At 73.4% G+C, this 25,246-nt stretch carries 20 protein-coding genes; 5 read left to right on the plus strand and 15 right to left on the minus strand.

Translation table 11 applies throughout. From position 1 onward, the window contains the following. Window positions 1-111: 111 nt before the first annotated feature. Window positions 112-744, minus strand: coding sequence for a DsbA family protein (locus AB0J08_RS31465; protein WP_360641254.1), 633 nt, complete (start codon window positions 742-744; stop codon window positions 112-114). Window positions 745-964: 220 nt separating this feature from the next. On the opposite strand from AB0J08_RS31465, the gene pepN reads away from it, so the two are divergent. Then, window positions 965-3,538 (plus strand): aminopeptidase N, encoded by a 2,574-nt coding sequence (gene pepN, locus AB0J08_RS31470; protein ID WP_360641255.1) that lies wholly within the window; start codon window positions 965-967, stop codon window positions 3,536-3,538. A gap of 67 nt (window positions 3,539-3,605) precedes the next feature. Here the strand turns inward: pepN and AB0J08_RS31475 are convergent, their stop codons facing one another. Continuing rightward, a complete protein-coding gene (locus AB0J08_RS31475; protein ID WP_360641256.1) occupies window positions 3,606-4,913 on the minus strand; it encodes a glycoside hydrolase family 18 protein in 1,308 nt (435 codons plus the stop codon). A gap of 173 nt (window positions 4,914-5,086) precedes the next feature. Continuing rightward, window positions 5,087-7,732: an aconitate hydratase AcnA gene (gene acnA / locus AB0J08_RS31480; protein ID WP_360641257.1), complete on the minus strand. Its 2,646-nt coding sequence runs from the start codon at window positions 7,730-7,732 to the stop codon at window positions 5,087-5,089. Between the two features lie 461 nt (window positions 7,733-8,193). Between acnA and AB0J08_RS31485 the strand changes: the two genes are divergently transcribed. Next, window positions 8,194-8,883, plus strand: coding sequence for a superoxide dismutase family protein (locus AB0J08_RS31485; RefSeq protein WP_360641258.1), 690 nt, complete (start codon window positions 8,194-8,196; stop codon window positions 8,881-8,883). 30 nt (window positions 8,884-8,913) lie between these two features. On the opposite strand, the gene argF is transcribed toward AB0J08_RS31485, so the two are convergent. From argF to AB0J08_RS31500, 3 genes are all read right to left on the minus strand, one after another. Beyond that, window positions 8,914-9,915 carry an ornithine carbamoyltransferase gene (gene argF, locus AB0J08_RS31490; protein ID WP_360641259.1) on the minus strand — a complete coding sequence of 334 codons (1,002 nt, stop codon included), beginning with the start codon at window positions 9,913-9,915 and terminating at the stop codon, window positions 8,914-8,916. 313 nt (window positions 9,916-10,228) lie between these two features. Next, complete coding sequence (locus AB0J08_RS31495; RefSeq protein ID WP_360641260.1) at window positions 10,229-12,958, minus strand: polynucleotide kinase-phosphatase; 2,730 nt, start codon at window positions 12,956-12,958, stop codon at window positions 10,229-10,231. Continuing rightward, entirely contained in the window at window positions 12,955-14,559 is a 1,605-nt protein-coding gene (locus tag AB0J08_RS31500; RefSeq protein WP_360641261.1) for a 3' terminal RNA ribose 2'-O-methyltransferase Hen1, read from the minus strand. The genes AB0J08_RS31495 and AB0J08_RS31500 overlap by 4 nt, the downstream gene beginning before the upstream one ends. Before the next feature lie 207 nt (window positions 14,560-14,766). Here AB0J08_RS31500 and dapD point away from each other — a divergent pair, with 207 nt between their 5' ends. Then, the gene (gene dapD / locus AB0J08_RS31505; RefSeq protein ID WP_360641262.1) at window positions 14,767-15,765 is read left to right on the plus strand and encodes a 2,3,4,5-tetrahydropyridine-2,6-dicarboxylate N-succinyltransferase; all 999 of its coding nucleotides are present in this window, start codon (window positions 14,767-14,769) and stop codon (window positions 15,763-15,765) included. A 710-nt stretch (window positions 15,766-16,475) separates the two neighbouring features. On the opposite strand, the gene AB0J08_RS31510 is transcribed toward dapD, so the two are convergent. The 6 genes from AB0J08_RS31510 to AB0J08_RS31535 all read right to left on the minus strand — a co-directional run bounded on the left by AB0J08_RS31510 (window position 16,476) and on the right by AB0J08_RS31535 (window position 22,236). After that, entirely contained in the window at window positions 16,476-17,147 is a 672-nt protein-coding gene (locus tag AB0J08_RS31510; protein ID WP_360641263.1) for a DUF6099 family protein, read from the minus strand. Between the two features lie 322 nt (window positions 17,148-17,469). Beyond that, window positions 17,470-17,850 carry a nucleotide pyrophosphohydrolase gene (locus AB0J08_RS31515; protein WP_360641264.1) on the minus strand — a complete coding sequence of 127 codons (381 nt, stop codon included), beginning with the start codon at window positions 17,848-17,850 and terminating at the stop codon, window positions 17,470-17,472. Next, window positions 17,847-19,289 (minus strand): ATP-binding protein, encoded by a 1,443-nt coding sequence (locus tag AB0J08_RS31520; protein WP_360641265.1) that lies wholly within the window; start codon window positions 19,287-19,289, stop codon window positions 17,847-17,849. The genes AB0J08_RS31515 and AB0J08_RS31520 overlap by 4 nt, the downstream gene beginning before the upstream one ends. Before the next feature lie 217 nt (window positions 19,290-19,506). Further along, a complete protein-coding gene (locus tag AB0J08_RS31525; RefSeq protein ID WP_360641266.1) occupies window positions 19,507-20,337 on the minus strand; it encodes a putative RNA methyltransferase in 831 nt (276 codons plus the stop codon). 52 nt (window positions 20,338-20,389) lie between these two features. After that, window positions 20,390-21,250: an alpha-L-glutamate ligase gene (locus tag AB0J08_RS31530; RefSeq protein WP_360641267.1), complete on the minus strand. Its 861-nt coding sequence runs from the start codon at window positions 21,248-21,250 to the stop codon at window positions 20,390-20,392. Then, complete coding sequence (locus AB0J08_RS31535) at window positions 21,247-22,236, minus strand: hypothetical protein (protein WP_360641268.1); 990 nt, start codon at window positions 22,234-22,236, stop codon at window positions 21,247-21,249. Before AB0J08_RS31535 ends, AB0J08_RS31530 begins: the two co-directional genes overlap by 4 nt. Before the next feature lie 230 nt (window positions 22,237-22,466). Here AB0J08_RS31535 and AB0J08_RS31540 point away from each other — a divergent pair, with 230 nt between their 5' ends. After that, on the plus strand, window positions 22,467-23,381 hold the full coding sequence (locus tag AB0J08_RS31540; protein WP_360641269.1) for a GNAT family N-acetyltransferase: 915 nt from the start codon (window positions 22,467-22,469) through the stop codon (window positions 23,379-23,381). Between the two features lie 90 nt (window positions 23,382-23,471). Here the strand turns inward: AB0J08_RS31540 and AB0J08_RS31545 are convergent, their stop codons facing one another. Further along, window positions 23,472-23,888: a fic family toxin-antitoxin system, toxin component gene (locus AB0J08_RS31545; RefSeq protein WP_360641270.1), complete on the minus strand. Its 417-nt coding sequence runs from the start codon at window positions 23,886-23,888 to the stop codon at window positions 23,472-23,474. Beyond that, complete coding sequence (locus tag AB0J08_RS31550; RefSeq protein WP_360641271.1) at window positions 23,885-24,121, minus strand: toxin-antitoxin system HicB family antitoxin; 237 nt, start codon at window positions 24,119-24,121, stop codon at window positions 23,885-23,887. Before AB0J08_RS31550 ends, AB0J08_RS31545 begins: the two co-directional genes overlap by 4 nt. Before the next feature lie 222 nt (window positions 24,122-24,343). Between AB0J08_RS31550 and AB0J08_RS31555 the strand changes: the two genes are divergently transcribed. Then, window positions 24,344-24,541 (plus strand): hypothetical protein, encoded by a 198-nt coding sequence (locus AB0J08_RS31555; RefSeq protein ID WP_360641272.1) that lies wholly within the window; start codon window positions 24,344-24,346, stop codon window positions 24,539-24,541. Between the two features lie 54 nt (window positions 24,542-24,595). On the opposite strand, the gene ssuE is transcribed toward AB0J08_RS31555, so the two are convergent. After that, a complete protein-coding gene (gene ssuE, locus AB0J08_RS31560) occupies window positions 24,596-25,186 on the minus strand; it encodes an NADPH-dependent FMN reductase (protein WP_360641273.1) in 591 nt (196 codons plus the stop codon). Window positions 25,187-25,246: the final 60 nt, after the last annotated feature.

The following is a 25,246-nucleotide window of genomic DNA, read 5'->3' on the forward strand; positions in this document are numbered from 1 at the left end:
TGGGGTGGTGCGTGTTCATAGGGTCTCCGGGGGGTGGGGATGGCACCGCGGCCCTCCTCGCCGGGGCCACCCCTCCAACCTAACGAACATGTTCGCGCTCGTGCCGCGCGCCTACTCGAAGGACGGGCCCGCGGTCCGGGTGCGCTTGATCTCGTAGAAGCCCGGGGTCGACGCGACCAGCAGGGTGCCGTCCCAGAGCCGGGCGGCGGCCTCGCCGCGCGGGGCCGGGGTGACCACGGGGCCGAAGAAGGCCACCCGCTCGCCGTCCGCGCCCTCGACCGCGATCACCGGGGTGCCGACGTCCTCGCCGACCAGGGTGATGCCCTCCTTGTGGGAGGCGCGCAGGGCCTCGTCGTACGCCTCCGAGTCGGCGGCGTCCGCCAGCTCGGCCGGCAGGCCCGCCGCGACCAGCGCCGCCTCGACGGTCTCGCGGGTCCGGGGCAGGCCCTGGTTGTGGAAACGGGTGCCCAGCTCGGTGTAGAGCCGGCCGAGGACCTCGTCGCCGTGCTGCTGGGCGGCGGCGATGCAGACCCGGACCGGGCCCCAGGCACTGTCCAGCAGCTCGCGGTAGTCCTGCGGGAGGTCGCGGTGCTCGTTCAGCACCGACAGGCTCATCACGTGCCAGTTCACGTCCACCGGGCGCAGCTGCTGGACCTCGATCAGCCAGCGGGACGTCATCCAGGCCCACGGGCAGGCCGGGTCGAACCAGAAGTCGGCGGTCTTGCGCTCAGCGGCAGTCGTCACGGCTGTCGTCCTTCGGTGAGATGCGGGGTGGCCCCGACAAGGGGTCCATCCGATCCCGAACGCCCGCAGGGCGCCGCTGATTCCGAACCGGCGCCCCGGTTTGTGCAATGGTACCGGCGCGGAGGGCGTGAAAGGATGCCCCGCAGCACCACAACGCGCAACACCCCACCGCACCAGTGAACACCGCACGACCGTGCGAGCCGGACAAAGGAGTACCGCCGTGCCGGGCAAGAACCTGAGCCGCGACGAAGCCCAGCAGCGGGCCAGCATCCTGGCCGTGGACAGTTACCAGGTCCGGCTGGACGTGACGTCGGCCCCCGACCCGGCGGCCGCCACCTTCCGCTCCACCACCACGATCGCCTTCCGCTGCACCGAGCCGGGCGCCGCGACCTTCCTCGACCTGCTGGCGAGCGCCGTCCGCGCGGTCACCCTGAACGGCCGCGCGCTCGACCCGGCCACCGCCTTCGACGGCGCCCGGGTGCACGTCGACGGCCTCGCGGAGCGGAACGTCCTCGTGGTGGACGCCGACTGCGCGTACAGCCGCACCGGCGAGGGCCTGCACCGCTTCACCGACCCGGTGGACGGCGAGACCTACCTCTACACCCACTACGAGCCGGCCGACGCGCGACGGGTGTTCGCCACCTTCGAGCAGCCCGACCTGAAGGCCCCGTTCTCCTTCACCGTCACCGCGCCCGCCGCGTGGGACGTCCGCTCCAACGCCGTGCACGAGCAGGTGAGCACCGAAGGCGCCGCCCGCACCTGGCGGTTCGCGCCGACGCAGCCGATCTCCAGCTACCTCACCGCGGTGGTCGCCGGCCCGTACCACGTGGCCACCGACCACTACAGCCGCACGCTGGCCGACGGCACCACCCTGGAGATCCCGCTCGCCGCGCTGTGCCGCAAGTCGCTCGCGCCGTACTTCGACTCCGACGAGATCCTCGGCGTCACCAAGCTCGGACTCGACTTCTTCCACGAGGAGTTCGACTACCCGTACCCGTTCGGCAAGTACGACCAGGCCTTCGTGCCCGAGTACAACATCGGCGCGATGGAGAACCCGGGCTGCGTCACCTTCCGCGAGGAGTTCATCTTCCGCTCGAAGGTCACCGACGCCGCCTACGAGGGCCGGGCCAACGTCATCCTGCACGAGATGGCGCACATGTGGTTCGGCGACCTGGTCACCATGCGCTGGTGGGACGACCTGTGGCTGAAGGAGTCCTTCGCCGACTTCATGGGCTCCTACGCGCTGATCGGCGCCCGTACCCGCTACTCCTCCGCCTGGATCACCTTCGCCAACCAGCGCAAGGCCTGGGCCTACCGGCAGGACCAGTTCCCGACCACCCACCCGATCACCGCGGACATCCGGGACCTGGAGGACGCCAAGCTCAACTTCGACGGCATCACCTACGCCAAGGGCGCCTCGGTGCTCAAGCAGTTGGTGGCGTACGTCGGTTCGGAGGCCTTCTTCGAGGGCGCCCGCCGCTACTTCAAGCGGCACGCCTTCGGCAACACCGAACTCGCCGACCTGCTGGACATCCTGGAGGAGACCAGCGGCCGCGACCTCAAGTCCTGGGCCGCCGCCTGGCTGCAGACCGCCGGCGTCAACTCGCTGACCCCGCAGGTCACCGTGGACGCCGAGGGCCGGATCACCGAACTCGCCGTCGTCCAGGACGCCGGGAACGGAGCCACCCTGCGCCCGCACCGGATCGCCGTCGGCCTCTACGACCGGGACGCCGACGGCGCCCTGGTGCGCACCGAGCGGATCGAGCTGGACGTCACCGGCGCCCGCACCGTCGTCGCCGAAGCCGTCGGCCGGGCCCGGCCCGCGCTGGTGCTGCTGAACGACGACGACCTGACGTACTGCAAGATCCGCTTCGACGCCGAGTCGCTGGAGACGCTGCGCGCCGGTCTCGGCGACCTCGACGACGACCTGGCCCGGGCGCTCGCCTGGTCCGCGGTGTGGAACCTGACCCGGGACGGCCTGATGCCGGCCCGCGACTACATCGCCCTGGTGCTGCGCTTCGCCGGGCAGGAGTCCAACATCGGTGTGCTGCAGTCGCTGCACCTGCAGGCCAAGGGCGCCGTCGACCTCTACGCCGACCCGGCCTGGCGCGGCGAGGGCGGCCGGCTGCTGGCCGACGGCGCACTGCGCGAGCTGCGCGCCGCCGCCCCCGGCAGCGACCACCAGCTGGCCTGGGCCCGTTTCCTGGCACAGACCGCCAACGGCTCCGAGCACCTGGGCCTGGTCCGCGGCCTGCTCGCCGGCACCGCCCGGGTCGACGGCCTGGACGTCGACCAGGAGCTGCGCTGGGCGCTCCGGCTGGCGCTGGCCGCGGCCGGCCAGGCCTCGGACGAGGAGCTCGCCGAGGAACTGGCGGCCGACAACACCGCCAGCGGCAAGCGCCAGTACACCCAGTGCCTGGCCGCCCGGCCGACCCCGGAGGCCAAGGCCGCCGCCTGGTCCGCCGTGATCGACTCGGACGAACTGCCCAACGCGCTGGTCGAGGCGAACATCGCCGGCTTCGCGCTGCCCGCACACCGCGACCTGACCGCGCTGTACGCGGCGCCGTACTTCAAGCTGCTGGAGCGGGTCTGGTCCGAGCGGACCATCGAGATCGCGATGCGGATCGTCGGCGGCTTCTTCCCCCAGGCCCAGATCAGCGAGGAGACGCTGGCCGAGGCGGACGCCTGGCTGACCGGCCACCCGGACGCGGCTCCCGCGCTGCGCCGGCTCGTGCTGGAGCGCCGGGACGACCTGGCCCGGGCGCTGCGGGCGCGGGCCTGCGACCGCGCCTGAGGCACCCCGCCCGTACCGGAGCCCCCCGCCGCGCGTCTCGCGGCGGGGGGCTCCGGTGTCGTGCCGGTCAGCCGCGCTGGAGGCCGCGGTCCAGGGCGGCGAGCGCGCTGCCGTCGGCGTCGTCGCCGTCCAGCGACCAGACCATCACCCCGGCGAGGTCGTTCCACCGCGTGTAGCGGGCCTTCTGGGTGAGCACCTTGGCGTTGTCGTAGCTGTAGAAGTCGGTGCCGTCGTACTTCCAGGACGCGCCATGGTCACGGTCGGTGTAGACCTTGCCGGGCAGCCGGGAGACCTCGTTGTAGGTGAAGTCGGCGGTGGCCGCGGTGGCCGGCTGGTACAGGCCGCCCCGCGTACCGGCCGGCACCCCGGTCCAGCCGTGGGCGTAGAACGGCACGCCGAGCACGGTCTTGGAGCCCGGCAGCCCGTGCCGGGCGTAGAAGTCGACCGCCTTGTCGGCGCTGCGCCGCAGCGGCGACGGGTCATCAGAGTCGGAGTACAGGTTGGCGTGGTGGGCGGCCGGGCCGGTGCCCTCCCACGGGCCGTGCAGGTCGTAGGTCATCAGGTTGAGCCAGTCGATCGAGCGCGAGAGCGTGGGCAGCTCCAGCCGGGCGGCCACGGTCTCGTTGGCGGCCACCGCCGCGGTCAGCAGGTAGTGCGGGCCCCTGCGGCCGCCGAGCTGGTCCAACTGGCGGCGGAACTCCTGCACCAGCAGGGTGAAGTTGCGGCCGTCCTCGGGCCGCACCACGTTGCCGGCGTCACCGCCGCCGCCCGGGTACTCCCAGTCGAGGTCGATGCCGTCGAAGACACCGGCCGCGACGCCCTTGCCGCCCTCGGCGGTGCCGAGCCGGGGCAGGTCGCCCTTGATGTACAGGTCGATGCAGGAGGAGACGAACTTCCTGCGGGACTCCTCGGTGGCGGCGGCGTCCGAGAAGTACTTGGACCAGCTCCACCCGCCGAGCGAGATCACCGTCCTCAGCTGCGGGTTCTCGGCCTTGAGCTTGCGCAGCTGGTTGAAGTGGCCCTTGAGCTTCTGGCCGGGGCGGTCGGCGACGCCGTCCACCGACTCGGCGGCGGAGAAGGGGCGCTGGTAGTCGTCGAGGGCGTCGCCCTGGCCCGCCTCGTTGGACTCGAAGCAGGTGCCCTCGGCGGAGACGTTGCCGAAGGCGTAGTTGATGACGGTGAGCTTCTCGGCCTGACCGGACTCCTGTACCCGCTTCGCGGAGCTGTCGGCGCCCCACTGGGTGAAGTAGCCGACGCGCTGTCCCTTCAGCTTCGGGCCGTGGTCACGGTCGTGGGCCTGGGCCGCGGGGGCCGCGAGGGCGGCGGCCACCGTGGCGGCGGCGAGGAGGGCGGCGGTGCGACTGATCATGCGCATGGGAGAAGACCTGCGGCTTTCTCTGATTCAGCGTCAAATGGTCTGGACCAAGCTGAAACAGAGGTTTAGTCCATTCGGTCCGGACATACAAGAGGCCGGACCGCGTTGACGCGATCCGGCCTCTTGACCGTCCCTCTACCGGCGGGGCCTCAGCCCCGCCGCCCGTGCGGTGGTCAGCCGATCAGGCTGCGCAGCACGTACTGCAGGATGCCGCCGTTGCGGTAGTAGTCCGCCTCGCCGGGGGTGTCGATGCGCACGACCGCGTCGAACTCGACCTCGCCGGCCTTGACCTTGACGGTCACCGGGGTGCGGCCCTCGTTGAGCTCGGTCACACCGGTGAAGGAGAAGGTCTCCTCGCCGGTCAGACCGAGGGACTCGGCGTTCTGGCCCTCCGGGAACTGCAGCGGCAGGACGCCCATGCCGATCAGGTTCGAGCGGTGGATGCGCTCGTAGGACTCGGCGATGACGGCCTTCACGCCCAGCAGCGCGGTGCCCTTGGCGGCCCAGTCGCGGGACGAACCCGAGCCGTACTCCTTACCGGCCAGGACGACCAGCGGGATGCCGGCGGCCTGGTAGTTCTGCGAGGCGTCGTAGATGAACGACACCGGCGCGTCGGCCTGGGTGAAGTCGCGGGTGTAGCCGCCCTCGGTGCCCGGCGCGATCTGGTTGCGCAGACGGATGTTGGCGAACGTGCCGCGGATCATCACCTCGTGGTTGCCACGGCGCGAGCCGTACGAGTTGAAGTCGCGCTTCTCCACACCGTTGGCGGTCAGGTACTGCGCCGCCGGGGTGCCCGGCTTGATGTTGCCGGCCGGGGAGATGTGGTCGGTGGTGACCGAGTCGCCCAGCTTGGCCAGGACGCGGGCACCGGCGATGTCGGTCACCGGGCTCGGGGTCTTGGCCATGCCCTCGAAGTACGGGGGCTTGCGAACGTAGGTGGACTCGGCGTCCCACTCGAAGGTGTTGCCGGTCGGGACGGGGAGCGACTGCCAGCGGTGGTCACCGGCGAAGACGTCCTGGTAGCCCTTGTCGAACATGGCCTCGTCGATGGAGCCGGCGACGGTGTCGGCGACCTCCTGCTCGGACGGCCAGATGTCGGCGAGGAAGACGTCGTTGCCGTCGGCGTCCTGGCCCAGCGCGTCGCGGGTGATGTCGATGTTCATGTTGCCCGCGAGGGCGTAGGCGACCACCAGCGGCGGGGAGGCCAGGTAGTTCATCTTGACGTCGGGGTTGATCCGGCCCTCGAAGTTGCGGTTGCCGGAGAGCACCGAGACGACCGCCAGGTCGGACTCGTTGACGGCGGCCGAGACCTCCTCGGGCAGCGGGCCCGAGTTGCCGATGCAGGTGACGCAGCCGTAGCCGACCAGGTTGAAGCCCAGCTTCTCCATGTACGGGAGCAGGCCGGCCTTCTCGTAGTAGTCCATGACGACCTTGGACCCGGGGGCCAGGGTGGTCTTGACCCAGGGCTGGACGGTCAGGCCCTTCTCCACGGCCTTCTTCGCCAGCAGGGCGGCGCCCAGCATGACGGAGGGGTTGGAGGTGTTGGTGCAGGAGGTGATCGAGGCGATCACGACCGCGCCGTTGTCGATCTCGTAGGTCGAACCGTCGGGGGCGGTCACCACGGTCGGCTTCGAGGCCTCGGCCGAGTAGGTCGGCAGCGCCTCGGCGAACTTGGTGGCGGCCTCGGCCAGGATCACGCGGTCCTGCGGGCGCTTCGGGCCGGAGATCGACGGGACGACGGTGGAGACGTCCAGCTCCAGGTACTCGGAGTAGACCGGCTCGACCGACGGGTCGTGCCAGAGGCCCTGCTCCTTGGCGTACGCCTCGACCAGGGCGAGCTGCTGCTCGCTGCGGCCGGTGAGCTTCAGGTAGTTGATGGTCTCGGCGTCGATCGGGAAGATCGCACAGGTCGAGCCGAACTCCGGCGACATGTTGCCGATCGTGGCGCGGTTGGCCAGCGGGATCGCGGTGACGCCCTCGCCGTAGAACTCGACGAACTTGCCGACCACACCGTGCTTGCGGAGCATCTCGGTGATGGTGAGCACCAGGTCGGTGGCGGTGGTGCCGGCCGGCAGCTGGCCGTTGAGCTTGAAGCCGACCACGCGCGGGATCAGCATGGAGACCGGCTGGCCGAGCATCGCGGCCTCGGCCTCGATGCCGCCGACGCCCCAGCCCAGCACGCCCAGGCCGTTGACCATGGTGGTGTGCGAGTCGGTGCCGACGCAGGTGTCGGGGTAGGCCTGGCCGCCCCGGACCATGATGGTGCGGGCCAGGTGCTCGATGTTCACCTGGTGGACGATGCCGGTGCCGGGCGGGACGACCTTGAACTCGTCGAACGCGGTCTGGCCCCAGCGCAGGAACTGGTAGCGCTCCTTGTTGCGGCCGTACTCGATCTCGACGTTCTGGACGAAGGCGTCCGGCGTGCCGAACTTGTCGGCGATGACGGAGTGGTCGATGACCAGCTCGGCCGGGGCCAGCGGGTTGATCTTGGCCGGGTCGCCGCCCAGCTCCTTGACGGCCTCACGCATGGTGGCGAGGTCGACCACGCACGGCACACCGGTGAAGTCCTGCATGATCACACGGGCCGGAGTGAACTGGATCTCCTGGCTCGGCTGGGCGTCGGCGTCCCAGTTGCCGAGCGCGCGGATGTGGTCGGCGGTGATGTTCGCGCCGTCCTCCGTGCGGAGCAGGTTCTCCAGCAGCACCTTGAGGCTGTAGGGCAGCCGCTTGGAACCCTCGACGGCGGAGAGCTTGAAGATCTCGTACGACTCGTCGCCCACCTGCAGCGAGCTGCGGGCGTCGAAGCTGTTCGCGGACACGACTGACTCCTTCTAGGTGCTTCGTGCGGTATCCGGCCGCCACGGTGGTAAGGTCAGCCTTACTTAGGCTGACCTTGCCCGCACCGCCGGTGAGCGCCTCTCGGCAAGTATCTTGATGTCGAGATATAGAGTAATGGGCAGTTATCTCGATGTCGAGATAAACCATAGTGCATGGCGGCGCGTCCGCCACGTCGGCACCACCTCCACGCTGCCCATGCCCGGCACATCCCTTCCGAACCCCCCGTGACGCGGCCCCCAAGGTCAGGCGTCCAGTGGTGGACGGGGGCGGTGGGAGGTCGGGCGGCGGGGCGGTCGGGTGGGGCCGGGCGGTGGGAGGTCGGGCGGCGGGGGGTCGGGTGGGGCCGACCACGGAAGACCGGGCGCTTCCCGGGGGTGTCCGTTCATCCCGGGCCGCCGTTGAGCAGGGCGTCCCGCTCCGCCTGCCCCCGGAAGGCCCGCCGATGCCCAGTCCGATCGCCGCCGCCCTGCTCCCGCTCGCCCTGCTGGCGCCCACCGCTGCCGCGGCCGCCCCCGCCCCCTTCGCCCGGACCGCCCAGCCCGCCCAGACCGCGCCGGCGTCGCCGAGCTCCGGGGATTACGACGTCGCCGGGGGCTCCGAGACGGTGGGCTCCGGCGAGAACGGTGGCTCCGGCGGCCCGGGCAGCCCCGAGACCCCGCTGGTCACGGTGGTCGAGGCCGACTTCGACCCGGCCTCGGCCTTCGTCCCGCCGACCGCGATCAGCCACGCCACGGACCTCGTGCCGTACGGCTCGCACGTCCGCGTGGTGGTCGACCGCTCGGTACCCGGGCGGACGCTGCTGACCCTGACCGTGGCCGGGCTCGCTCCGGACCGCGAGTTCCCGGCACACCTGCACACCGGCACGTGCGGATCCGATCCGGCCGCCTCCGGCCCGCACTACCAGCACGTCCCGGACCCGGTGCAGCCGTCCACCGACCCCGCCTACGCCAACGACCGCAACGAGCTGCGGCTGACGCTGCGCACCGACGGCCGGGGCGCCGGCTCGGCCGCCGCCTCGGTGGCCTGGCACCCCCGGCCGGGCGAGGCCCGCTCGGTGGTCCTGCACGCGGGCACCCCGGCGAGCCGGCACGCCGCGGGCGACCGGGCCGCCTGCGTGAAGCTGACACGCTGACGCCCCGGCCGGGCCGATCCGGCCCGGACCTCAGGCCCCGAGGGTCGCGACCAGTACGGCCTTGATGGTGTGCAGGCGGTTCTCCGCCTGGTCGAAGACGATGGAGTGCTTCGACTCGAACAGCTCGTCGGTGCACTCCAGCTCGGCCATTCCGGTCGTCTCGTGCAGCTGCCGCCCGACCACCGTGCCCAGATCGTGGAAGGCGGGCAGGCAGTGCAGGAACTTCACGGCCGGGTTGCCGGTGGCCCGGACGGTGTCCATCGACACCTGGTACGGCTTGAGCAGCTCGATCCGCTCGACCCAGACCTCCTTGGGCTCGCCCATCGAGACCCAGACGTCGGTGTAGAGGAAGTCGGCGCCGGCCACGCCCGCGTCGACGTCCTCGGTGAGGGTGATCCGGGCGCCGGTCGATTCGGCGAGCACGTCGGCCGCCTTCCGGACGTCCTCGGCGGGCCAGAGCGCCCGGGGCGCGACGATCCGGATGTCCATGCCGAGCAGGGCGCCGGTGACCAGCACCGAGTTGCCCATGTTGGAGCGGGCGTCGCCGAGGTAGGCGAGAGCCACCTCGTTCAGCGGCTTGGCGGTGTGCTCCTGGATGGTCAGCACATCGGCGAGCAACTGGGTGGGGTGCCACTCGTCGGTCAGGCCGTTCCAGACCGGGACGCCGGCATGGGCGGCCAGCTCCTCGACGACCTCCTGACCGTGCCCCCGGTACTCGATGCCGTCGAACATCCGGCCGAGCACCCGCGCCGTGTCCTTGATCGACTCCTTGTGGCCGATCTGCGAACCGGACGGGTCCAGGTACGTGGTGGTGGCGCCCTGGTCGTGGGCGGCGACCTCGAAGGCGCAGCGCGTCCGGGTGGAGGTCTTCTCGAAGATCAGCGCGATGTTCTTGCCACGCAGCCGGGGCTGCTCGGTGCCCGCGTACTTCGCCGCCTTGAGTCGGGCGGCGAGGTCCACCAGGAAGCGGAACTCCTGGGGAGTGAAGTCGAGCTCCTTGAGGAAGTGCCTGTTCCGGAGGTTGAACGCCATGCCGGGCTCCTGGGGTGACGGGGACAAACGGCGAAGTGGCAATTCTATACGATGCTCGGAATTACTATGCAACGACCTCGCGACACCTCGGCGCGGCTGGGGCCGCACGCCCCGGGCTCGGGGCCTGAGGGTCTCTGGGCCTGAGGGCCTCACTGCCTCGGGACGTGCCGGGACGGGCGACGGTACCGGGCCGGGGCCGGTGAGGGCCCCGCGGGGTGACCGCGGGGCCCTCCCGGCGTCCTCGTGACGTGACCTGCCCTGCCCTGAACGGCGGGCGGCCCTGGGGGACCGCCGGCCCAGGAAAGGGGCCGGCCTAGAGCCGGGGGTCGACCGGCTCGGACTCGAGCGCGAGGACGGCGAAGACCGGCTCGTGCACCCGCCAGAGCGGCTCACCCGCCGCCAGCCGGTCCAGCGCCTCCAGGCCGAGCGCGTACTCGCGCAGCGCCAGCGAGCGCTTGTGCCCGAGGAAGCGCTGCCGCAGCTGGTCCAGGTACTCGGTGTAGTCCGGCCCGTAGATGATCCGCAGGTACTCGCGGCCGCGGACCTTGACCCCGGGCTGGATCAGCCCGCCCGGGCGGCCCTCGCCGGCCTTGCCCCGGGCCAACGACGCCAGCGGCTTGACCACCATGCCCTCGCCGCCCGCCCCGGTGAGCTCCTCCCACCAGGCGACGGCCGCGGCGACGGACGTCTCGTCACCGGTGTCCACCAGCAGCCGGCCCGTCCGGTGCAGGACCGGGGCCTGCGGCTCGGCCGCGTGGTCGGCGTCGACCAGGCCGTCGATCCAGGCGAGGTGCTCGTCGTGCGGGCGCACCGCGAGGTTCGCCCCCTCGGCTGCCAACACCTGGAACGGCGCCAGCCGGATGCCCGACAGACCCTCGGTCGGCCAGCAGTACCGCCGGTACGCCTCGGTGAACGCCTGAGCGTCGGCGGCGCGCTGCCGCTGGCGGGCCGTCAACGCCGACAGGTCGAGCCCGCGTCCGGCCGCCTGCTCCAGTGCGGTGAGCACCTGCGGCAGCGCCGCGCGAGCCGCCGCACCGACCGCCGCGTACTGGCGGCGCAGCAGTTCGGTGGCCTTGAGGGACCACGGCATCAGCTCGGCGTCCAGCAGCAGCCAGCCGGTCCGCAACTCGTCGAAGAGCCCGGAGCGCTCCGCCGCGGCCCGCAGCCGCCCCAGAACGGCGGCGGTCAGGCAGTCGTCGCCGAGGAACGCCCGGCCGGTGCGGGTCCAGATCGCCCCCGGCCCGGCCAGCCCGAACCGCTTCTCCAACGCCGTGTCGTCCCGGGCCACCAGCACCACCGCGCGGGAGCCCATGTGCTTCTCCTCGCAGATCACCTGCCGAACGCCGTCCTCGCGGTAGGCGAAGAAGGCCTCCTCCGGATGTTCGAGGTAGCCGGGGCGGCGCGAGGTCGCGCTCGGTGCCATGGTCGGCGGCAGGTAGGCGAGCAGCCGGGGGTCGATCGCGAACCGGCTCATCACCTCCAGCGCGGCCGCCGCGTTCTCCTCCCGGACGGCGATCCGGCCGTGCAGCGCGGTCTCGACCACCCGACGGCCCGCCACGTCCGCGAGGTCCAACGGACGGCCCTCGCGCGAGCCCGGCGCGTCCGTGCTCATCGGCCGGACCGGCGCGTACCACTCCTGCTCCGCCCCGACGCTCACCAGCTCGCGCTCCGGGTAGCGCAGCGCGGTCAGGCTGCCGCCGAAGACGCAACCGGTGTCCAGGCAGATGGTGTTGTTGAGGAAGCTCGCCACCGGCACCGGCGTGTGGCCGTAGACCACCAGGGCCTTGCCCCGGTACTCCTCCGCCCACGGGTAGCGCACCGGCAGGCCGTACTCGTCGGTCTCACCGGTGGTGTCCCCGTACAGCGCGTGCGAGCGGACCCGGCCGGAGGCCCGGCCGTGGTACTTCTCCGGCAGGCCGGCGTGGCAGACCACCAGGGCGCCGCCGTCCAGCAGGTAGTGGCTGACCAGGCCGCGCATGAACGCCCGGACCTCGGCGCGGAACTCCTCCGACTCCCCCGCCAGCTGGTCCAGCGACTCCTGGAGGCCGTGCGAGACGGTGACCTTCTTGCCGTCCATCGCGCGGCCGAGCTTGTTCTCGTGGTTGCCCGGCACGCAGACCGCGTGGCCGGCCGCGACCATACCCATCACCAGGCGCAGCACACCCGGCGTGTCCGGGCCGCGGTCGACCAGGTCGCCGACGAAGACGGCGGTGCGGCCCTCGGGGTGGACGGCGTCCACCGGACGGCCGGCGTCGTCCCGCGCGAGGGCGTAGCCGAGGCGGGTGAGCAAGGTCTCCAGCTCGGAGCGGCAGCCGTGGATGTCCCCGACGATGTCGAACGGGCCGGTCAGGTGGCGCAGGTCGTTGAAGCGCTTCTCCGGCACGATCTCGGCGGCCTCGACCTCGGCCTCGCCGCGCAGGACGTGCACCTTGCGGAAGCCCTCGCGCTCCAGACCCCGCACGGAACGGCGCAGCTCGCGGTGCTGGCGCGGGACCACGTGCGCGGGCAGCTGGCGATCGGGCCGGGACCGGTTGCGCTCGGCGCAGACGCCCGGCGGGACGTCCAGCACGATAGCGATCGGCAGGACGTCGTGGTCGCGGGCGATCCGGACCAACTGCTTGCGGGCCTCCGACTGGACGTTGGTCGCGTCCACGACGGTCAGCCGGCCGGCGGCGAGGCGCTTGCCGACGATGTAGTGCAGCACGTCGAAGGCCTCGGCGGAGGCGGACTGGTCGTTCTCGTCGTCGGCCACCAGGCCGCGGCAGAAGTCGGAGGAGATCACCTGGGTGGGCAGGAAGTGCTTGCGGGCGAAGCTGGACTTGCCCGCGCCGCTGGTGCCGATCAGGACGACGAGGGAGACGTCGGTCACCGGAAGGCGGCGCGCCTTCACGGGGGCGGCGGTGGTGGCCGGCTCGGTGACGGCCGGCTCGGTGACGGCCGGCTCGGTGACGGCCGGCTCGGTGACGGCCGGCTCGGTGACGGCCGGCTCGGCGGGTGCGGCCCCGGTGGGGCTCGGGGACTGCGCGTCGTCGTCGGTCGTCATCGGGGCTCGCCCCCTTCGGGCGTCGTGCGTACAGGTACGGGGTCGGTGGCCGTCGACTCGGCCGTGGTGCCGATGCGGAACAGTGCGAGCTGGGTCGGCGGCCCCACTTCAGGGTCCTCCGGTCCGACCGGACGGATCACGACGGTGTAGCCGTACGTCCGCGCCACCCGCTCGGCCCAGGCGCGGAACTGCTCACGATCCCACTCGAAGCGGTGGTCGGCATGCCGGACGTGGCCGGCCGGCAGGCTCTCCCAACGGACGTTGTACTCGGCGTTCGGCGTGGTGACGACGACCGCCGCCGGCCGGGCCGCCCCGAGCACCGAGTACTCCAGGGCCGGCAGCCGGGGCAGGTCCAGATGCTCGATCACCTCGCAGAGCACCGCCGCGTCGAAGCCCTTCAGCCGCGCGTCGGTGTACGTCAGCGCGCCCTGGACCAATGTGACCCGGCCCGCCTGACGCTCCGGCATCCGCTCCAGCCGCAGCTTGCGGGCGGCCGCCGACAGTGCCCGGGCGGACACGTCCACGCCGAGCACCTCGGTGATCCGGGTGTCCTTGAGCAGCGCGCCGATCAGCTCGCCCTGCCCGCAGCCGAGATCGGCCACCCAGGCCGCCCCGACCTCGCGCAGGGCGGCCAGGATCGCCGCCCGGCGCTGCTCGGCGAGCGAGGGCTGCTTCGACGGAGCGCCCTCCTGAGCCGGTCCCTCGCCAGCCGGTCCCTCGCCGGCCGGCTCGGCTCCGGGCGCGTCCGCCGCTCCGGGCTCGGAGCGGTCGGTGTCGTCGACCGCGTTGTCGACCTCCTCGACCTCGCGGTCGTCGGCCTCGGCGAGCCGGGCCAGCTCCAGGCGCTCGATCGCGGTCCGGGTGAGCGACCAGCGTCGCGCGAGGTACCGACGGGCGATCAGGGCCTGCTCCGGGTGATCGGCCAGCCAGCCCTCGCCGGCGGCGAGCAGCTTGTCGACCTCGTCCGGGGCGACCCAGTAGTGCTTGGCACCGTCGAGCACCGGCAAGAGGACGTAGAGCTGCTGGAGCGCGTCGGCGAGGCGGACGGTCGCGGAGGCCAGCTCGATCCGCACGTAGCGGGACTCGCCCCACTCGGGGAACGACTCGTCCAGCGGGATCGCCACCGCCTCGACCTGCCAGCCCAGCGGCTCGAACAGCCGGGCCACCATGGCCGGCCCGCCGCCCTCGCCCGCTCCGTTGGCGGGCACGGCGGGCAGCGCGATCCGCAGCGGCCGGGGCCGGTCGGCCAGCCCGGGGCGGGTCTCGCAGACACCCTTCATCGCCGTACGGAACACCGTCCGCAGGGCCACCGCGAGCAGCGAGGACGCCGCGTAGGGACGGTCGTTGACGTACTGCGCGAGCGCGAAGTCCGGCGAGCCGCCCCGGCCCTTGCCCCGGCCCCTGCGGACCAGCGCGATCGGGTCGATGTCGAGCAGCAGGACGGCCGTGCAGAGCTCGTCGCCCGCCTCCGGGTAGAAGACGTGGGCCTCGCCGTGCGACGTCCCGAACCGCTGGACCTTGCCAGGGTGTTTGTGCAGCAGGAAACCGAGGTCGGTGGCCGGGCTCTCGGGAGTACCGGTGGTGGAGATCGACATGAACACCAGCCCGAGTATTGCCCAGTACCCGCCCGCCGAGCACGGGGTTTTGCGCGGCCGGGGGCGGCACGGCCCCCTGGTGGACCCGCCCGGTGGCCTGCCCCGGAACCCGTCTCCACCGCCCCCAGCGCCCGCACCGCCGCGGCCCGGGAGGGCCCACCACCCCGTCCGCACGGTGAGCGTGTTCGGCACCGGCGGCCCGTATTCGTTAACGTGCACGATGTGACTGCAGAATCCACCTCCCTCGCAAGCGGCGCCGTCGCTGCCGGTCTGGCCACCATCGCCGCCGACGGCACCATCCTCGACACCTGGTACCCCGCCCCCGCGCTGGCCGCCGAGCCCGGCCCCGCCGGCACCGTCCGCCTGACCGCCGAGCAGGCCGAGACCGAGCTGGGCGCCGGCGCCGCCGAGACGCTGCGCGCCGATGCGCGCCGCGGCGTCGAGGTGGTCGCCGTGCGTACCACGATCGCCTCGCTCGACGAGAAGCCGATCGACGCGCACGACGCCTACCTGCGCCTTCACCTGCTGAGCCACCGTCTGGTGAAGCCGCACGGCCAGAACCTGGACGGCCTGTTCGGCCTCCTGGCCAACGTGGCGTGGACCAGCATCGGCCCGGTGCAGGTGGACAAGGTCGAGCAGGCCCGCCTGGCGGTCCGCGTCCAGGGCGGCCAGCTCGCCGTGTACGGGATCGACAAGTTCCCCCGGATGACCGACTACGTCGCCCCCTCCGGCGTGCGCATCGCGCACGCGGACCGCGTCCGGCTCGGCGCGCACCTGGCCGCCGGCACCACCGTGATGCACGAGGGCTTCGTCAACTTCAACGCCGGCACCCTGGGCACCTCCATGGTGGAGGGCCGGATCAGTGCGGGCGTCGTGGTCGGCGACCACAGTGACATCGGCGGCGGCGCCTCGATCATGGGCACCCTGTCGGGCGGCGGCAAGCAGGTCGTCGCGGTCGGCGAGCGCTGCCTGCTCGGCGCCAACGCCGGCATCGGCATCTCGCTGGGCAACGACTGCGTGGTCGAGGCCGGCCTCTACGTCACCGCCGGTACCCGGGTGACCACCCCGGACGGCAAGGTCGCGAAGGCGGTGGAGCTGTCCGGCCAGGACAACCTGCTCTTCCGCCGCAACTCGCAGACCGGCGCGGTCGAGGTCATCGCCCGCTCCGGCTCCTGGGGCGGTCTGAACGCCGAGCTCCACGCGCACAACTGATCGCCTCCTTCGAGGTCTCGGGCCCCGGCGCCGCTTCGGCGGTGCCGGGGCTTTCGGCTGTTCGGGGCGATTGCCCGGATTCGCTTCTGCCCGGCTTCGGGGCCCACCCCCACCCCTCCCACTCCCCACCTCCCCGATGCCCCCTCCCCGGCTGCCCAGCGCCGCGCCGAACCGGCAGCCGTGCCCTACCAACGCCGCGCCGAACCGGCGCCGGCAGCCCTGCCACCGGTCGACGCGTGCCCTCCAGCCCCACCCGTCCAGCCCCACCCGTCGACCCGCACGGCCGCCGCCTAGCCGAGGCGGCTCCCCGACGGCAACCCCGGCTCACCCTGGAGGCTTACCGCCGACGGGAGTTGGACCGCATCGGGTGGTGGCCGGTGACCCGTCCGCAGCGGGGTCGTTGGTTGCTGCGGCGGGGCGTCGGACCCGTCGGCGAGGCGCCGCGCAACCCCGCTTCGCCGGTCGGCCTGCCGCCGACCGCCTGATGCCGCACCACCGATCCGAAGAGGTCCCCTCATGTCCGAGCCCTGGTCCGAGGCACCTGCCGCGCCGCAGTCCCCCGGCAACCCCGCACGGTCGGCCGCCGGAGGGCAGGCCGGCGCCGCCACCCCGAAGAGTCTGTTGGAACGGATACAGGAACTGCTCGCCTCGGTGACCGCGGACCTCGCCGACCTGCAGTCGTCAGGTGGACGGAGCACCGCCCCGGCCGCCTACCCCACTGGCACGGACACCTCCGGCGCACCGGCCGGGCCCGGCAGCCGGTAGCCCGGTCGCAGGGCCTCCCGCCCCGGCCCGCCGTCCCCCGGCGGGCCGAGCCGGACCACCAGTAAGGGCGATCCCGGTTCGGCTGCCGGCGCCGGGAGCGGCGGTGGATCGACCGCACCACCCGCCGCCTCCTCACCGCCCTCGGCCCGTCGGACGGCCTCCCGCAGCCGTCCCACCACGTCCTTGCACTCGGCGCCGGCGTCGACCCCGTCGATGCACGTCCAGTAGAGGCTCTCGGTCTCGGCTCCGCAGGCCAGCACCACGAGCGTCTCGCCGACGTCCTGGAGCAGACCGAGGAGCTCCTCAAGGGCGGGGCCGACGGCCCCGAGCTCGGTCAGCCGCCCGGCGCGCCCACCGATGCCCAACCCCAGCAGCGCGGACGAATCGCCCCAGGACTGGTCGAGACACCCTGCCGCGTGGGCACCGGCCTCGGCCAGCTGCTGGCCGAGGCCGGCCAGCTCGGGGTCGTCCGGCCCGCCCTCGTCCAGCTCCGCCAGCCGGGCACCCACCGCCTCGGTGAGCAGCGCGGCCTGCCGCGCCTCCAGCAGCACGTCGGGCACGTTCCTGGCCTCGGCCAAGGCGTGCCGGGCCGTCTTGATCAGTCGCAGCGCCTCCATCGGCGGCCACCCCTTCCACGCGTTCTCACCGCGCCCACCCGGTCGTTCGACGGGTGGGCACCTGGTCACGGCGAAAGCGTGCGCTGACGAAGGGATCGGCGCAGCCACCACTTCGGAAGCTGTGGACAACCCCGGGGGTGTGGACAACTCTTGTCCCTCGCAGGGGTTGGTCGCCCCTCCCCCGGTTGACGCCAACCCGGGCGCCGGGGCGCGCGCGGCCCAACGGCCCCGGCCCGGTCAAGGCCCCGGTCGCGATCGAGGCGCCGGTCGCGGTCAAGGCCCCGGCGCCGATCGAGGCCCCGGCCGCGGCCGAGGTTCGGGCTCAGCCCCCGGATCCCGCCCCCGGCCTCGCCCCGCCCCCGGGCGCCGGGAAGCGCAGCTCGTTGCGCTCGATCTTGGCGGCCAGGGCGGTCAGCGGGTCCACGCCCACCGCCGTGCAGAACTGCAGCAGGTACGCGAGGACGTCGGCGACCTCGTCCCGTACCCGGTGCGCGCTGTCCGGTTCGGACATCACCGAGGCGGCCTGCTCGGGGGTGAGCCACTGGAAGATCTCCAGTAGCTCCCCGGCCTCCACGGTCAGCGCCGCGGCCAGGTTCTTGGGCGTGTGGAAGGGCTCCCAGCGGCGCGCCGCGGCGAACTCCGTCAGCCGCTGCCGCAGGCTCTCCAGGGTCGGGTCCGCAGGTTCCGTCTCTCGTTCGCTCACCCGCCCAGGTCTACCGCATCCAGGGCCGCGCCCGCCCGTCGCGGAGAACCCGCGACCCCCGCGACCCCCGAGGCGCCCGAGACCCTCGAACCCGCACCCGGACCCGTCCCTGTCACCGCCCCCTCGCCGCGCGCGGCCTGGGCCGGTACCCGCACGGTCTCCGTGCGCAGCACGGTGTGCCCGGAGTCCGGGTCGCGCCGGCACTCGACGAGGGCGACCCCCGGCGGCAGCTCGCCGGGCCCGCCGAGCGCCTCCCGCGCCGCGGCCGGCTCCTGGAGGGCGGCCAGTACCCGCAGTTGGTTGCGCCCGGCCATCTCCCGGGCCAGCCGCAGCAGCGAGGCCGCCTGTTCGGTGCCCAGCCCGGCGCCGAGGTCCTCGGCCAGCACGGTGAGCTGCCGGTGCGCCCAGGGCACTTCGGCGGCCACGTCGAGGTCGAGCACTCCGGCGCCGGTGAGCAGGACGGCGGCGAACGCGAGGTGGCGCAGCATGCCGTCGGAGGCCTGGTCCGCGCCGGTCCGGCCGAGGACGCCTTCGTCGAAGACGGCGAGGACCTGTTCGTCGGCGCCGGCGCCGCGGTGGGCGAGGTCGAGTCCGAGCAGGGGGTGCGGGGCGGCGGACTGGACGACACGGAGCAGCTGGCCGTAGCGGCGGCCGCACTCGTTGCTGAGCCGGGCGATCACGGCGGAGATGTTGGCGGCGGTGCTGAGCAGGCGGGCCTGCGGGTCGGGGCGGGCCCAGTCGCGCATCAGCCCGGGCACGGGGTGGACGGGGAAGACCTCGCGCAGGGCGGTGAGCACCTGTTCGGTGGCGGCCAGCACGGTGCGTTCGCCGGGTGAGGATCCGGCGACCCGCAGGGGGATCTGGGCGGTGATCAGGGTGGTGTTGGGGAAGGGGGCGCGGATGTCGCCCTGCCGGGTGTCGTTGTGCCAGCCGACGTTGACACGGTGCCGGCGGAGGTCCTGCTCGCCGGTCTCGACGAGGGTCCGGCCGTCGAGGGTGAGCTGCTCGCGAGCGATCCGGACCGGGCCGTCGGTGCGGATGACGAGCTCCAGCCGGATCGGCCCCTCGTCGGAGCGGACGGTGCAGCCGAGGATGAGGGCGTCACGGCCGTGCGGGACACAGCCGGCCAGGCCGCCGCGGACGGGTGTGGCCAGCGGACCGCCGAGGCCGGGCAGACCGTCGAGGGAGTCGGTGATCTCCTCGCCTAGGGCGAGCCGGGACAGGACCGCGAGGGCGTCGAGGGCGTTGGACTTGCCGACGCCGGCGGGCCCGTGGAGCACGGTCAGGGGCGCGAGCGGCAGGACCGCGCGCCGGTAGGACTTGAACGAGGTGAGCCGGACCTCCTCGACGGAGGGGCGCTGCACGGGTGGCGGGCCGGGGTCCGGGGTCCGCTGATGGGGGTGGGCCGGCACGGCGGGCCGGGTGGCGTCGCGGTTCACCCGTCGGACGTTAGCCGCCGCTCGGGCGGCAGAAACGTGCCTGCCCGCCAGATTCATCCCAATGAGGCGCCGCGCGGAGCACCACACGAACCGCCACACGAACCGGCGCACGAACCGGCGGGAGAGGCCGCCGCACGAGGCGCCACCGACCGCCGCCCCCGGAGTCGGCGTTGCCGGGGCCGGCCCGGCCCCACCACCTCGGCCCGGGACGCCCCGCTCAGCGCCGGTAGGCGGCGATCGTCACGGAGGCGGTGACCTCGACCGGGTCCGGCAGGTCGGCGAGCCGGGCGGCCAGCCGCTCCCGGTCGGTGTGCCAGGCGCTCGGGCCCATGCCGACGACCGTGCGGACGTCGGCGGCGGACAGCCGCAGCCCGAACTCCACCTCCTGTCGCCCGGCCGGGGTCAGGTGGGGCCCGAGCTTCTCGTCGATCCGGCGCTGCTTCTCCTCGTCGACCGACAGCAGACCGAGCGCGCCGACGAGTTCACGCAGGTGGCGCGGGGTCGGCGAGACCAGCAACAGGGTGGCACCGGGTCGCAGCACCCGGCGGATCTCGGGGCCGTTGCGCGGCGCGAAGACATTGAGGACGAGGCCGGCGGCGGCGTCCAGCAGGGGCAGCGGGCGCCAGGCGTCGCACACGACGGCGCCGATCCGGGGGTGGGCCCTGGCGGCGCGGCGCAGCGCGTACTTGGAGATGTCGAGGGCGGCGCCGGGCCGGTCGGGCAGGGCGTCCAGGACGTGGGCGAGATAGTGGCCGGTGCCGGCGCCGAGGTCGGCGACCAGGCCTTCGGGGGCGACGGCCGCGGCGGCTTCGGCGAGCGCGTCGGCGATCGGGCGGTAGTGGCCGGCGGCGAGGAAGTCGCTGCGGGCGGCGACCATGTCGGCGGTGTCACCGGTGCCGGTGTGCGCGTCGCCGGCGAGCAGGCTGACGTAGCCCTGTTTGGCGATGTCGAAGCTGTGCCCGGTGGGGCAGCGCAGGGCGCGCCCGTCGGGGGTGAGGGCCTGCGCGCAGTGCGGGCAGGCCAGGTAGGGCTGGATGTCCTGCAGCAACGTCCGTCTTCTCTCGCCGTCCGGTCGTGCGGTCCGGCCGGAAAGGACAAGCCTAACGACCGGCGGTGTCGCGTTCCGCCTCCCGCTGTGCCGGGAGGCGGTGACCGCCGCCCTGCCGAGCCACGCGCAGGGCGAGCGCGGCGAGTGCTTCGGGGGCACCGGCCTGGCCGCGGATGCCGGGGAAGGCGTTGATGTCGACGATCACCGGTTCGGCGGGACCGTCGAGCAGGTCGACGCCGTAGACGTCGAGGCCGAAGACCTCACCGACCCGGCGGGCCAGCTCGGCGCGGTCGGCGGGCAGCTCCCGGGGGCCGAACGCCCCGCCGCCGGCGGGTTCGGCGGCGGGTTCGGCGAGTTCGGAGCGTCGGCGGGCGCAGAACACCTGGCCGTCGACGACCCAGATCTTCTGGTCCCAGCCGGTGCCCCCCAGGTAGGGCTGGGCCACCACGGGTTCGTCGGGCCACTGGTCGGCGAGGGCGCGCAACCGCGTGGCGTCGTCGACGCGGGCGACGAGGTCGCCCCGGCGACTGTGCCGGCTCTTGATCACCAGTGGGTAGTCGGGGTCGGGCAGTTCGGCGATGCCGGCGGCGGTGCGGGTGTCGGCGAACGGCAGGCCGGACCGGTGGGCGAGGTCGGCCATGCCCGTTCGGTCCTGGCAGAACGCGGTCGCGGCGGCGGAGTTGACGACGGGGGCGCCGCGCTCCTCCAGGTGCCGGGCGAGCGCGAGGGCCCGCGGGGTGTGGGCCTTGAGCAGGTAGACGTCGGCGAGCGGGCCGGAGCCGAGGAGTTCGGCGGGCGGCGTGTCACCGCGGTCGGGGTCGAGGCTCTCGACCCGGTGCTGGGGGGCCAGCAGGGCGGCGGTGGCGGCGAGCACCGGGTGACCCGGGTCGGAGGCGATCAGGCAGATCCTCATATCGCGCCGCCCACGGCGCCGTTGACGAGGTCGGCGCGGCCCAGACCGTCGATCAGCCCCGCGCCGCCCACGCCCACGGCCGCGCCCACGGCCGCGCCCACGGCCGCACCCTGCGCCTCCGTCGCCGGCGCGGTCGGCTCCTGGGCCAGCGCGGGCGCCGGAGCGGAGACCGCCGTACCGGTGCGGGCCAGCCGCAGCACGGCGCGGGAGACCCGGGCGACCGCGTCCGGCACCTGGCGGAAGCTGGGGAAGTCGTTGATGTCGACGACGACCGGTCCGTCCGGACCGAGCAGGACGTCGACGCCGTAGAGGTCGAGGCCGAACACCTCGCCGACCTGCGCGGCGATCCGCGCGACGTCGCCACCGAGCGGCACCTGCCGCTCGCGCACGCCCTGGCCGGGGTGGAGCGGGGAGCAGCGCTCGGTCGCGTAGAGCTCGCCGTCGACGCAGTACACCTTGAGGTCGGTGCCGGAGTTGGGTACGTACGGCTGGGCGATCAGCAAGCCCTCGCCGGCCAGTTCGGGGCCCAGTTCGACGAGGTGGTCGGGGGTGGGGACGAGCCGCACGGCCCGCCCGGAGCTGCCGTCGGCGGGCTTGACCACCAGGGGGTATTCGGAGGCCGGGATCTCGGCGAGCCGCTCCCAGCGGGCGGCGGCGTAGGTCACCGGGACGGGCAGGCCCCGGGTGCGGGCGATCACCGCGGCGAGCGCCTTGTCCCGGACGCCGCGGATGGAGCGGACGTCGTTGACGGTGGTGAGGCCGACGGCGGCGGCCGCTTCCAGGAGGGTCAGGCCGGGGCCGCCGGAGACGGTCTTGAGCACCCAGGCGTCATGGCTGCCGGCCCGCACCGCCTCGGAGATCGCCATCAGCGAGTTCCCGGGGCGCAGCACGTCCACCCGGTGTCCCCAGGCGATGAGTTGACGCACCACGTCGAGCGGCATGCCGTCGTGCCGGTAGTGCTCCTCGACCAGAAAGCAGAGCCTCATGAGCCTGTCGTCCCCCTCGCCTCTCCCCGTGCCGGCATCCGCCGTGGCTTCCGGCGGAGCTGTAAAAGCCCCAGGATGCCACGGGGCCCGCACGCAAGATCGCCCGGCCTGTAAGCATTCGGCAACAATCGGTCCGAAATGCCCGGGCCCCCCGGCACACGGGACCGTCCGTACACCGACCGACCGCAAAGCGCTGGCAGGAACGCGACAGGCCTGCTTGGATGCACGGCGTGACTTCTGTCGATCTTGATTCCGCCAGCCGCGCCCTCCTCGACGAGATCGAGCGCTACTACGACGCGGTCCCGCGCAGCGCCGCCCGCGTCGAGGACTTCGGCCCGCTGAGCCTGTTCGTCCGCGAGGGTGAGGGCTGGCCGTACTACGCCCGCCCGACGCTCGGCCACACCGGCCCGGCCGTCACCGCCGAGGACGTCCTGCGCGTGCTGGCCCGCCAGCGCGAGCTGGGCGCACCGCAGGCCTTCGAGTGGGTGGCCGAGCACGATCCGCTGCTGCGCTCCGCCGTGGAGGAGGCCGGACTGGCGGTGCACGAGCACCCGCTGCTGGTGCTGGGCCCGGACGAGGAGCCCGCCCCGCCGGGGCCCGCACTGCCCGCGGAGGTGTCGGTGCGCGTCCTGGCGCCCGGAGATCCGGACCTCGCGAGCGCGACGGCCGTCCCGCACCTGGCGTTCGGCGAGCCGGGCACCGGCCTCGGCCTGGCCGGACCCGACGAACTGGCCGTGACCGCCGAGCAGTTGGCGGCAGACGGAGCGGTCGCGCGGATCGCCGGGCGGATCGCCGCCGGCCGCACCGTGCTCGCCGCGGCCGTCCAGGACGGTACGGCGCTCTGCGCCGGCCAGCACAACCCGGTCGGCACAGTCACCGAGGTGGCCGGTGTCGGCACCCTGCCGTCGGCACGCCGGCGCGGCCTCGGCCTGGCGGTGACGGCGGCGCTGGTCTCCCACGCGCGGGCGAACGGCGTGCGGACGGTCTTCCTCTCCGCCGCCGACGAGGACGTCGCCCGGATCTACCGCCGGGCGGGCTTCCGCCCGTTCGCGACCGCCCTGATCGCCGAGCCGGTCACGACCGGGCCCGCCGCGACCGAGTCCGCCACGACCGAGCCGGCCGCGACGGAGCCGGCCGGGGCCTGACCGGCCGCTCCCCCGGCGCCGGGTGGTGGGCCTGCCGGCGCCGGCAGGCCCACCACCCGAGGTCCGACACCCGCCCGACGGGCCCCGGCCCTACTCCTCGCCGTCCTCACCGCTGACGTCCTCGCCCTCGGCCTCGTCCACCACCCAGGCGGCCAGCCGCTCGGCGACCCCGGACACGCCGAGCCGCCCCTCGCGGATGGCCCGGGCGAGGCTGCGCACCTCGCGGGCGGTGGTCGCGACCGTGCAGCCGCTGGCCACCAGGTAGGCGTAGGCGACCGCGGTGGCGAACAGTTCGTTGGTCTTCTCCAGGGCCGGCACCCGGATGAGCTGGTGCATCAGGGCGGCGGCGCGGTCCTGTGGTTCGGGGTAGACGGCGATGTCGAAGATCTCGGCCTGATGGCGGGCCACCGCCGCGAGCAGCGACCCGTAGTCGGTGACCTGCGGATCACCGGGCGTGTACTGCTCGGCTGTCATGAGCAGCCACGAGAGGTCGACCTCCAGGTTCAACGCCGCACGTCCTGGAGGTCGCCGCGCTCGCCGAACTCGGCGAGGAAGGCCGTCTCGTACTCCTTCATGAACTGCGCGGCGGCGTCGACGAACGCCCGCCCGGCCTCGCCCATGTCCTGCTGGACCAGGCGCTCGATGTACTGGTTCATGCTGATCCCCTGCTGCTCCGCCCGCTCCCGGGCCATCTCCGCGGTGGTGGCGTCCACCCGGACGTTCAGCTGTTTCTTACCCATGAAATTCAAGCTAGCGCTGAAGTGCTAGCACAACAAGGGCGCACGCACGCCCGCCGCACGCCCCGACGGCACACCAACAGCGCCTCGGGACCGGCGGGCAGCGGGCAGCGGGCAACGCCACCCGGGCGCCACAGGGGCGAGACTTGAAGAGTTCTTCATCTTCGTAGACTCTGAACTGCCCCGAGCATGCCCTGGAGCGGCACCGACCGGTGGAGGCCGGCAATGACAGCGATGTTCGACCAGGAGCTGCGTGAGCAGCTCGCCCAGGCCCGCAAGGAACTCGCGGCGGCCCGGACCGCGGAGGACGCCGACGGCGTCCAGGCGTACGAGGGCCGGATCGCCGGACTCCTCCGGCTCGCCGCCCAGCACGGGATCGCCCTGCCGCCCAGCGCCGACGAAGCGGAGCGCCGCGGGTCCTGAGCAGCCCCGGCCCGTCGCCGCGGGCGGCCCCCGGAACCTCGGGGGCCGCCCGCGTCACCTCCGCGCGAGGGCGCCGGGCCCCGACCGCCCGGCCGTGGGCAGCTCACCGGGGGCTTCGGGCGGCAGCGCGGCGAGGAAGTCCGCCACCGCCTGCTCCAGTCTGGGCAACGCATCCGGCGCCAGCCGCGGCGGGCCACCGTCACGCGGCTCGATCGCCCCGTCGAGGACGAACGCGCCGCGGACGACGTACCGCGCGCCGAGCGCCGTCAGTACCGGCCGCAGCGCGTAGTCGGGGGCGAGGGCGTGGGCGAGGCTCCCGCCGGTCATCACCGGCAGCACCGTCTTGCCCGCCAGTCCGGAGCGGGGCAGCACATCGAGGAAGGTCTTCAGCAGACCGCTGTAGGCGGCGTTGTAGACCGGTGACGCCACCACGAGCCCGTCCGCCGCGGCCACCGCGTCCAGGGCCTCGCGCAGCACGGTGCTCTCGGCCCGCCCTGCGAGCAGCTCCGCCGCCGGCAGGTCGCGGACACGGACGTGCCCGGTCCGGAAGCCGGCCTCGGCCAGCAGCTGGACCAGGTGGGCCGTCAGCGCGGCGGTGCGCGAGCCGGCCGAGGGGCTGGCGGATATCGCGAGCAGGGAGGTCATCGGAAGGGCTCCTTCGCGGGGACACTGCGGCAACAGCACACACTGCGGCAACGGAACACG

This window comes from Kitasatospora sp. NPDC050463 (assembly GCF_040655255.1).
Taxonomy (GTDB): Bacteria; Actinomycetota; Actinomycetes; order Streptomycetales; family Streptomycetaceae; genus Kitasatospora.

Excerpts from the sequence above, each read along its gene's own strand:
- AB0J08_RS31485 (WP_360641258.1), top strand. The coding sequence starts at position 8,194 with ATGCCCAGTCCGATCGCCGCCGCCCTGCTCCCGCTCGCCCTGCTGGCG.
- AB0J08_RS31530 (WP_360641267.1), bottom strand. The coding sequence starts at position 21,250 with ATGAGGATCTGCCTGATCGCCTCCGACCCGGGTCACCCGGTGCTCGCC.
- argF (WP_360641259.1), bottom strand. The coding sequence starts at position 9,915 with ATGGCGTTCAACCTCCGGAACAGGCACTTCCTCAAGGAGCTCGACTTC.
- AB0J08_RS31550 (WP_360641271.1), bottom strand. The coding sequence starts at position 24,121 with ATGGGTAAGAAACAGCTGAACGTCCGGGTGGACGCCACCACCGCGGAG.
- AB0J08_RS31475 (WP_360641256.1), bottom strand. The coding sequence starts at position 4,913 with ATGCGCATGATCAGTCGCACCGCCGCCCTCCTCGCCGCCGCCACGGTG.
- AB0J08_RS31495 (WP_360641260.1), bottom strand. The coding sequence starts at position 12,958 with ATGACGACCGACGACGACGCGCAGTCCCCGAGCCCCACCGGGGCCGCA.
- AB0J08_RS31535 (WP_360641268.1), bottom strand. The coding sequence starts at position 22,236 with ATGAGGCTCTGCTTTCTGGTCGAGGAGCACTACCGGCACGACGGCATG.
- AB0J08_RS31510 (WP_360641263.1), bottom strand. The coding sequence starts at position 17,147 with ATGGAGGCGCTGCGACTGATCAAGACGGCCCGGCACGCCTTGGCCGAG.
- AB0J08_RS31555 (WP_360641272.1), top strand. The coding sequence starts at position 24,344 with ATGACAGCGATGTTCGACCAGGAGCTGCGTGAGCAGCTCGCCCAGGCC.
- ssuE (WP_360641273.1), bottom strand. The coding sequence starts at position 25,186 with ATGACCTCCCTGCTCGCGATATCCGCCAGCCCCTCGGCCGGCTCGCGC.